This is a genomic window from Chitiniphilus shinanonensis DSM 23277 (assembly GCF_000374805.1).
GTDB classification, from domain to species: domain Bacteria; phylum Pseudomonadota; class Gammaproteobacteria; order Burkholderiales; family Chitinibacteraceae; genus Chitiniphilus; species Chitiniphilus shinanonensis.
This window is the reverse complement of record NZ_KB895360.1, coordinates 20,724-28,113: the sequence shown is the minus strand read 5'-3', so window position 1 is coordinate 28,113 and position 7,390 is coordinate 20,724. Positions and strand designations below refer to the sequence as shown.

Genomic DNA, 7,390 nt, shown 5'->3' with positions numbered 1-7,390 from the left:
GCCCTTCGCGACCGGGCGGGCCGGTTCATTTCTTTTGCTTCTCCAAAAGAAACGAACCAAAGAAAAGGAGCCCCGCGTCTGCGCCCCTCCGGGGTTCCCTCGGTCGGTCGCGAGCCTAAGGTCTCGCTCCACTCCTCGGCGCCACGTAACGGGAGGAACCCCCGTTGGGTGCGGCGGGAAGTGGTGAAAAGCAAACTCGGTTTTGTACTTTTGGGGCAGCCAAAGGCGCTGATAAACCCGCGGGTACTGGCACGCGTCCCCTCTCGCCTTCAAGGCGAGGGGCCGGGGGAGTGGATGGTCTGCCCGGGGCCCCTCAGCAGCGCCGAGCACAGGACAAGCGGGGCGGGGCAACGCCAAAGCTTGGCGGCTTGCCGCCTAGCGACGCGGTGTCCCGGCTTGACGGGATGGAGGCGAGGACTGTCTGAGCGCGCTTGCGCGCGAGTTTCGCAGCCGCCGCCCCGATTGTCCGGCGCGAGGGAACCCGAAGGGCGCGTATGCGGGGCGGCCTTTTCTTTGGTTCGTTTCTTTTGGCCGTGCAAAAGAAATGAACCGGCCCGCCCGGTCGCGAAGGGCGTCAATCAACCGCGCCGCAGGCGCTCGGCGTTTAGTGGGGTGGCTGTTCAGGCCCGCCCGGCCGTTGAGGGCATCAAACCATCCGCGCCGCAGGCGCTCAGCGTTTCAGACGTTGCCGTTGCTTCTGAATCGCGGGTGTTCCGCCATGACAAGGAACCCCGCCAATGACCGACCTCTGGGCCACCCTCGACAAAGCCCGACGCTTGAGCCGCGTCGTCACCGAAGCCGACCTCACCGACCTGGACGCGCGCGGCCATTCGCTGGCGCACCTCACCTTCCATCGCGTGCGGCTGGCCGGCGCCAACCTCGCCGGGGTCGATCTGTCGCAGACGCAGTTCATCGACTGCGACCTCTCCGGCGTCGACTTCACCCAGGCCACGCTGCACACCACCCAGTTCCTGCAATGCCGTCTGCCGCACACCCGCTGGGCCGGCGGGGAGCTGGTGTCGTGGATGCAGTGCGCCGCGCCGTTCAGCCAATGGCGCGGCGCGGTGCTGAACACCAGCATGTGGACGCAATGCGAGCTGGCCGGCGCGGACTTCGGCGAGGCGCGGCTGACGCGTTGCGTGCTGCTGGGCGGCAACGCCGATGGGCTGCGCCTGAACGGCGCGCGGCTGGATCAGGTGGCGCTCCAGGATGTCGACCTGGCGCCGGTGGACCTGGCCGGGCTGGATGCCGACGCCTCGGTGCTGATCGGCGCCAACCTGGCCGGCAAAGCGCTGGCGGGCGTGCGGCTGGCGCGCTGCACCTTGCAGCAGGCCGACTTCAGCGAGGCCGACCTGTCGGGCGCGGTGCTGGCCGGTGCTAACTGCCACCGCGCGCGCTTTGCCGGCACGCGCATGCCGCGGCTGGCGGGGGCGGGCGCGCTGATGCTGGCGGCGCAGTGGCAGGGCGTGGACGCGCGCGGCGCGGATTTCTCCGGCTCGGTGTTCCAGGAGGCGGCGCTGGCCGACTGCCTGCTGGACGACGCCACGCTGGTCAAGACGGTGTGGCGCCAGGCGCGGCTGGAGCGGGTGTCGTTCGCCGGCTGCGACCTGACCTTCGCCGGCTTCGACCATGCCCAGGGCGACGCGCTGGATTTCGGCCGCGCCCGGCTGGACCACGCCAGCCTGCACAACACCGCGTTCACCCGCGTCGCCTGGCAGGGCGCCCGGCGCGGCAGCGCGCGCGGCACCGACGACTTCCTGCTCGCCGCCGAAGCCGGCCTGTTGGCCGCGCAGCGTGCCGCCGCGCCGGGGCGATGACAACGATGGGACACCCAGGAGAGATCATGATGCGACTCGAAGACACCCCCGCCACCCAGGCCGTGGCCATGCCGCAGTGGAGCGACGCGCGCATCGCGGTGGCGCTCGACGACGGCCGTTTCCTGCTGCACGACGGCCGCATCGCCCAGCAGGCGGCGTCGTGCCTGGTGCAGCCGCAGGCGGGCGACCGCGCGCTGGTGGCCGGCTGCGCCGACGGCGACAGCTTCATCGTCCACCTGCTGGCGCGCGCCAACGACGAGGCGGTGCTGAGCGTGCCCGGCGCCGCCACCCTGTCGCTGAGCCAGGCCCGGATCGCGCTCAACGCCAGCGACAGCGTCAAGGTGCGCGCGCTGGGCGACCTGCACCTCAACGCCGCCACCGGCACCGTGCACCTGAACGCCCGCAACCTCTTTACCAGCGTCACCGACACCCTGGTCGAACAGACCCGCCACCGCATCGCCCGCGCCGAGCACTACCTGCTCAGCGTGCGCGCCCTGCTGCGCATGCACGGCAAGCAGACCCTGCTGACGGCGGAAAAGGACGTGAAGGTGGATGCGGATCGGATCAGCGTGGGGTAGCGGGCGCTTTGCCCGCTGGGAAGAGGGAAGGGGGAAGAGGGAAGGGTGAAAAGCAACTGCAAAGGCGGGGCTGCGGCGGGTTTTGGGGGTGGCTTTTACCCTTCCCCCTTCTCCCTTCCCTCTTCCCGGTAACAAAGAACACCAACGCATCACAGGACCAGACCATGTTTGCCAACAACAACCTCGGCGTCATGAATTTCGCGTTTCCCGACGTGTGCAAGGTGCCCACGCCGGTGGGGCCGATTCCGCTGCCGTTTCCCAATATCGCGATGTCCACCACCCACGTGCCGTCGGTGTTCAACGTGCTGTTCGGCTGCGGGCTGGCGGAAAACATGCTGACGCAGGGCACGGTCAGCAACGGCGACGAGCCGGGGGTGGCGACGGGGCTGATCTCCAACATCGTGGTGGGGCCGGATCGGCAGTTGCTGGGCAGCATCAAGATGCTGGTGGGGGGGGTGTTCGCCAACCGGCTGACGTCGTTGTCGTTGCAGAACGGGATGTTGCCGAACACGGCCGGCATGTCGATCACGCCCGCGCAGGTGCGGGTGATTTTGTTGGGGTAAGGGGGATGAGGATGATTGCTGCTGCTGCCTTTGCGATTGTCAGGGGTGCTGTAACTGCAACTGCAACTGCAACTGCAACTGCAACTGCAACTGCAAAGGCGTTTAACCGCCTAGCGCCTGCGGCGCGGTTGCTTGATGCCCTTCGCGACCGGGCGGGCCGGTTCATTTCTTTTGCTTCTCCAAAAGAAACGAACCAAAGAAAAGGAGCCCCGCGTCTGCGCCCCTCCGGGGTTCCCTGCGTCGGTCGCGAGCCTAGGGTCTCGCTCCACTCCTCGGCGCCACGTAACGGGAGGAACCCCCGTTGGGTGCGGCGGGAAGTTGGAAAAAACAAACACTGGTTTGCGCTTTTGGGTCAGCAAAAGGCGCGCGCTCGCCTGCTGGCCGTCGCACACGTCACCCCTTCCCTTCAAGGGGAGGGGCTGGGGGTGAGGATGGTCTGCCCGGGGCCCCTCAGCAGCGCCGAGCAGAGGACAAGCGGGGCGGGGTTTCGGCGAGGACTGTTTGAGGGCGCGCAGCGACCGAGTTTCGCAGCCGCCGCCCCGATTGTCCGGCGCGAGGGTACCCCGCAGGGGCGCGTATGCGGGGCGGCCTTTTCTTTGGTTCGTTTCTTTTGGCCGTGCAAAAGAAATGAACCCGCCCGCACGGCGGCAGAGGGCGTCAATCCACCGCGCCGCAGGCGCTCGGCGTTTAGTGGGGTGGTTGTTCAGGCCCGCCCGGTCGCGAAGGGCATCAAACAACCCGCGCCGCAGGCGCTAGGCTTTTCAGGTGTTGCAGTTGAAGTTGCCGTTGATGCAGCCGGCCACACCGCCGCCCCGGCAACCCAAAACCGACCCACCTGGCTCCACACCCTCACCAGCACCCTGCTGACCGCCTCCCTCCTCACCGGCTGCGGCACCGTCGCCACCGTCAAGAAATGGGTCTACGGCGACCCGCCGCGCACCGATCTGCGCGGCATGCGCGTGCTGGTCGATACCGACGCCAACGGCAACACCGCCACCGCCATGGACGTGGTGCTGGTCTACAGCGCCAACGGCATCGCCATGCTGCCCAAGACCGGGCCGGATTGGTTTTCGCAGAAGACGGCGCTGCTGGCGACGCTGGGGCCGACGGTGGACGTGGTGCCGTTGCAGCTGCCGCCGGCGGCGGTGGTCGATCCGGTGCCGCTGCCCAAGCGCTACCGCGACGCGGTCGGCATCTATGCCTTCCCCAACTACATCGACGCCAAGGGCCAGCCGGTGCTGGATCTCACCCGCTACCGCAAACCCACGCTGCGGCTGCGCAGTGGCGACATCCAGGTGGGTGAGGCCGCGCCGTGAACCGACCGAACTTTTCCACGATTTGCTCGCGCGCCGCCGCGACCCGATAACCCTTCGAGGACTCCACCATGGAACACACCATCGCCCTGCCCGACGCCCTGCAATGGTTCGAAGGCCAACTGCTGTCGCCGCAGCACCTGCAACAACACGACATCTACCTGCACCAGCAGCTCACCCACCGCCTGCTGTGCCGCAACCCCAACTTCTGGGGCGTGCGCGAATTCCGGCTGGATACCAAGCGCATCGAGGGCGGCACGCTGTCGGTGCAGTCGATCGACTGCCTGATGCCCGACGGCCTGGCGGTGCTCTACCCCGGCAACTACGGTCACGCCTCGCTGGAGGTGGATCTGAAGAAGCCGCTGGAGAACAAGTCCGGGCCGCTCAAGGTGTGGCTGGCGGTGCCGGCGCGGCTGGACAGCGCCGCCACGCTGGGCAGCGCGGTGCAGCGCTTCGACCCGGTGGCGGGCGAGCTGGCGGCGGACGAGAACACCGGCGAGGGCGCGGTGGAGATCAACCGGCTGCGGCCGCGGCTGACGCTGATCGTCGGCGACGTGCCGGCGCGCTACGTGGCGTGCCCGATCGCCGAGGTGGTGCGCGACGACAAGGGCCTGATCCGCCTGACCGACTACCACCCGCCGCTGCTGCGCATGGGCGCCAGCGCCTTCCTGGAGGACAGCGGGCTGGACGCGCAGCTGCGCACGCTGGCGGGGCAGTTGTGGAACAAGGTGCGCACGCTGGCGGGCGATCGCAGCGACCGCCGCGACGCGCAGCACGACGATCCGGCCGGCGACGAGCGCCGGGCGCTGCGCGCCGCGCGTTACCTGGCGCTGGGACTGCCGGCGCTGGAAGTGGCGGTGGCCAGTGGCGACACCCATCCCGAACAGCTGTACGCCACGCTGATGAACGTGGTCGGCGCGGCGGCGTCGATCGGCGCCAACCCGGTGCCGCCGATTCCGGATCGCTACCAGCACAGCGACTGCAAGCCGCAGTTCGACCGGGCCATCCAGTACATCCGCGACAAGATGGCGCTGATCGACACCCGCTACGACAGCGACGCTTTCGTCCACCAGGGCGACGGCGTGTTTTACCACCGCCTGCCCAAGGTGCCGGGCGAGGTGCTGATCGAGTTGAAGGCGCGCACCGGCCAGACGCTGACCGACATGGCGCGCTGGCTGACCGAGTGCCGCATCGGCCGCGAGGCGCTGATGCCGGTGCTCAAGGCGCGCCGTCTCACCGGCGCCACGGTGCAGGCGCTGTCGTCGTCGGAGATGGTGCTGCGCAAGCTGCCGCCGGGCGGGGCGTTCTTCCTGGTGAAGAACGAGCGCATCGAGGTGAACGGCAACCTGGAAGACGCCTACCAGCCGGGCGAGAAGCTGGTGGTGCTGGGCACCGCCGATCGCGGCGAGCCGGCGGCGATCCTGTTGTTCCGCAACAAGGCCGAACAGCCCGCCGCGCCGGCCAAGGCGGCGATCGCGGAGCCGACTCATGGCTGATGCCAGCATTGAGCCGCCGATCCGGCAAGGTCGGAAGGCACCTTTTTCGAGCGTAGCGAGGCTCCCTCGCGGCGGCGAGGGCGGGGGGATGTGGGAATGAACCAGGAGCGTGCCGGTTCTGGCGTATCGATGCCGGTGAGCGCCCGGCTTGGCCGGGGGCCTGCTGCCGCCGATCCGCAGCCAAGCGGTGGTGGGGCCAGGGCAGGCGCGCGCGCCCGTGGCCGCGCGGCGCACTTCCTGCTCGGCCTGTTCGCCGAGTTCTACGAGGAGGTGGCCACCATCAAGCTGGCGGTGCGCGAGGGCAAGCTGCCCAGCCTGCTGGCGGTGGGCGACGAGGCCCCGCCCACCCGGGGCGCCGAGCTGGCGTCGCGGGTGAGCGCGCGGCTGACCGCCATCCTCGCCAGCCAGGCGCGGCGGGTGAAGGACAACGGCTCCGACGCCGACATGCGCGCCTACAACATCGCCCGCTACGTGATGGTGGCGCTGGCGGACGAGGTGTTCATCCTCGAACTGGACTGGCCGGGCCGCGAGCCGTGGTTGCAGGTGTTGCTGGAATACAAGCTGTTCCACACCCGCTGCGCCGGCCGGCGCTTCTTTGAGCTGTCCGAGCGCCTGTTGCAGACCCACGCCGGCACGCGCAACGAGTTGCACCGCGATCTGGCGGCGGTGTTCCTGCTGGCGTTGCAGCTGGGCTTCAAGGGTTATTACCGCGGCCGCCACTGGGACGAGCGTCTGCGCCGCGAGCGCATGGCGTTGCACACCTTCGTGCAGAGCCGGGCGCAGGAGCGCGACGACCGCCAGTTGTTCTGGCAGGCGTATGCGCCGGAGCACCGCAAGCGCGGGGAGGGCAAGGGCGACCGCCTGGCGCCGCTGTCGCCGTGGTTGATCGCGGGGGGGATTGCGTTGCTGATCTATCTGTTGGCCGGCAAGGCGATCTGGTTCGCGGCGCTGACGCCGTTGAAGGGTGTGATCCAGTTTTGAGACGGGTGATGATGAGTGCTGCTGTGATGGCGACCGTGCCTGCAACTGCAACTGCAAAGGCGTTTAAACGCCTAGCGCCTGCGGCGCGGATGATTGACGCCCTCTGCCGCCGTGCGGGCGGGTTCATTTCTTTTGCGCGGCCAAAAGAAACGAACCAAAGAAAAGGCCGCCCCGCATACGCGCCCCGGCAAGCCGGGGTCCCCTCGCTCCAGACAATCGGGCGGTGGCTGCGGAACTCGCTCGCTGCGCTCACTCAGACAGTCCTCGCCGAATTCCCGCCCGCTTGTCTTCCTCTCGGCGCTGCTGAGGGGCCCCGGGCAGACCATCCTCTTCCCCGTCCCCTCCCCTTGAAGGGAAGGGGTGACGCGTGCGACGGCCAGCAGACGCGCGCGCGCCTTTTGCTGACCCAAAAGCGCAAAACACTCTTTGTTTTTTCCAACTTCCCGCCGCACCCAACGGGGGTTCCTCCCGTTACGTGGCGCCGAGGAGTGGAGCGAGACCTTAGGCTCGCGACCGACGTAGGGCACCCCGGAGGGGCGCAGACGCGGGGCTCCTTTTCTTTGGTTCGTTTCTTTTGGAGAAGCAAAAGAAATGAACCGGCCCGCCCGGTCGCGAAGGGCATCAAACAACCCGCGCCGCAGG

At 68.4% G+C, this 7,390-nt stretch carries 6 protein-coding genes; all 6 read left to right on the top strand.

The genetic code is table 11. From position 1 onward, the window contains the following. The first annotated feature begins 737 nt into the window (after positions 1–737). The 6 genes from C556_RS0118000 (at position 738) to C556_RS21090 (ending at position 6,748) form a co-directional block, all read left to right on the top strand. On the top strand, positions 738–1,817 hold the full coding sequence (locus C556_RS0118000; protein ID WP_018749644.1) for a pentapeptide repeat-containing protein: 1,080 nt from the start codon (positions 738–740) through the stop codon (positions 1,815–1,817). Positions 1,818–1,843: 26 nt separating this feature from the next. After that, a complete protein-coding gene (locus C556_RS0117995; protein ID WP_018749643.1) occupies positions 1,844–2,395 on the top strand; it encodes a DUF3540 domain-containing protein in 552 nt (183 codons plus the stop codon). A gap of 164 nt (positions 2,396–2,559) precedes the next feature. Further along, the gene (locus tag C556_RS0117990) at positions 2,560–2,958 is read left to right on the top strand and encodes a DUF4150 domain-containing protein (protein ID WP_018749642.1); all 399 of its coding nucleotides are present in this window, start codon (positions 2,560–2,562) and stop codon (positions 2,956–2,958) included. A gap of 695 nt (positions 2,959–3,653) precedes the next feature. After that, the gene (locus C556_RS23280) at positions 3,654–4,274 is read left to right on the top strand and encodes a hypothetical protein (RefSeq protein WP_157236262.1); all 621 of its coding nucleotides are present in this window, start codon (positions 3,654–3,656) and stop codon (positions 4,272–4,274) included. A gap of 68 nt (positions 4,275–4,342) precedes the next feature. Next, the gene (tssK, locus tag C556_RS0117980; protein ID WP_018749640.1) at positions 4,343–5,767 is read left to right on the top strand and encodes a type VI secretion system baseplate subunit TssK; all 1,425 of its coding nucleotides are present in this window, start codon (positions 4,343–4,345) and stop codon (positions 5,765–5,767) included. Between the two features lie 96 nt (positions 5,768–5,863). Continuing rightward, complete coding sequence (locus C556_RS21090) at positions 5,864–6,748, top strand: DotU family type IV/VI secretion system protein (protein ID WP_085951171.1); 885 nt, start codon at positions 5,864–5,866, stop codon at positions 6,746–6,748. Positions 6,749–7,390: the final 642 nt, after the last annotated feature.

Bases quoted from the DNA above. Each gene is read 5' to 3' on its own strand.
- C556_RS0118000 (WP_018749644.1), top strand. From the start codon at position 738: ATGACCGACCTCTGGGCCACCCTCGACAAAGCCCGACGCTTGAGCCGC.
- C556_RS0117995 (WP_018749643.1), top strand. From the start codon at position 1,844: ATGATGCGACTCGAAGACACCCCCGCCACCCAGGCCGTGGCCATGCCG.
- C556_RS0117990 (WP_018749642.1), top strand. From the start codon at position 2,560: ATGTTTGCCAACAACAACCTCGGCGTCATGAATTTCGCGTTTCCCGAC.
- tssK (WP_018749640.1), top strand. From the start codon at position 4,343: ATGGAACACACCATCGCCCTGCCCGACGCCCTGCAATGGTTCGAAGGC.
- C556_RS21090 (WP_085951171.1), top strand. From the start codon at position 5,864: ATGAACCAGGAGCGTGCCGGTTCTGGCGTATCGATGCCGGTGAGCGCC.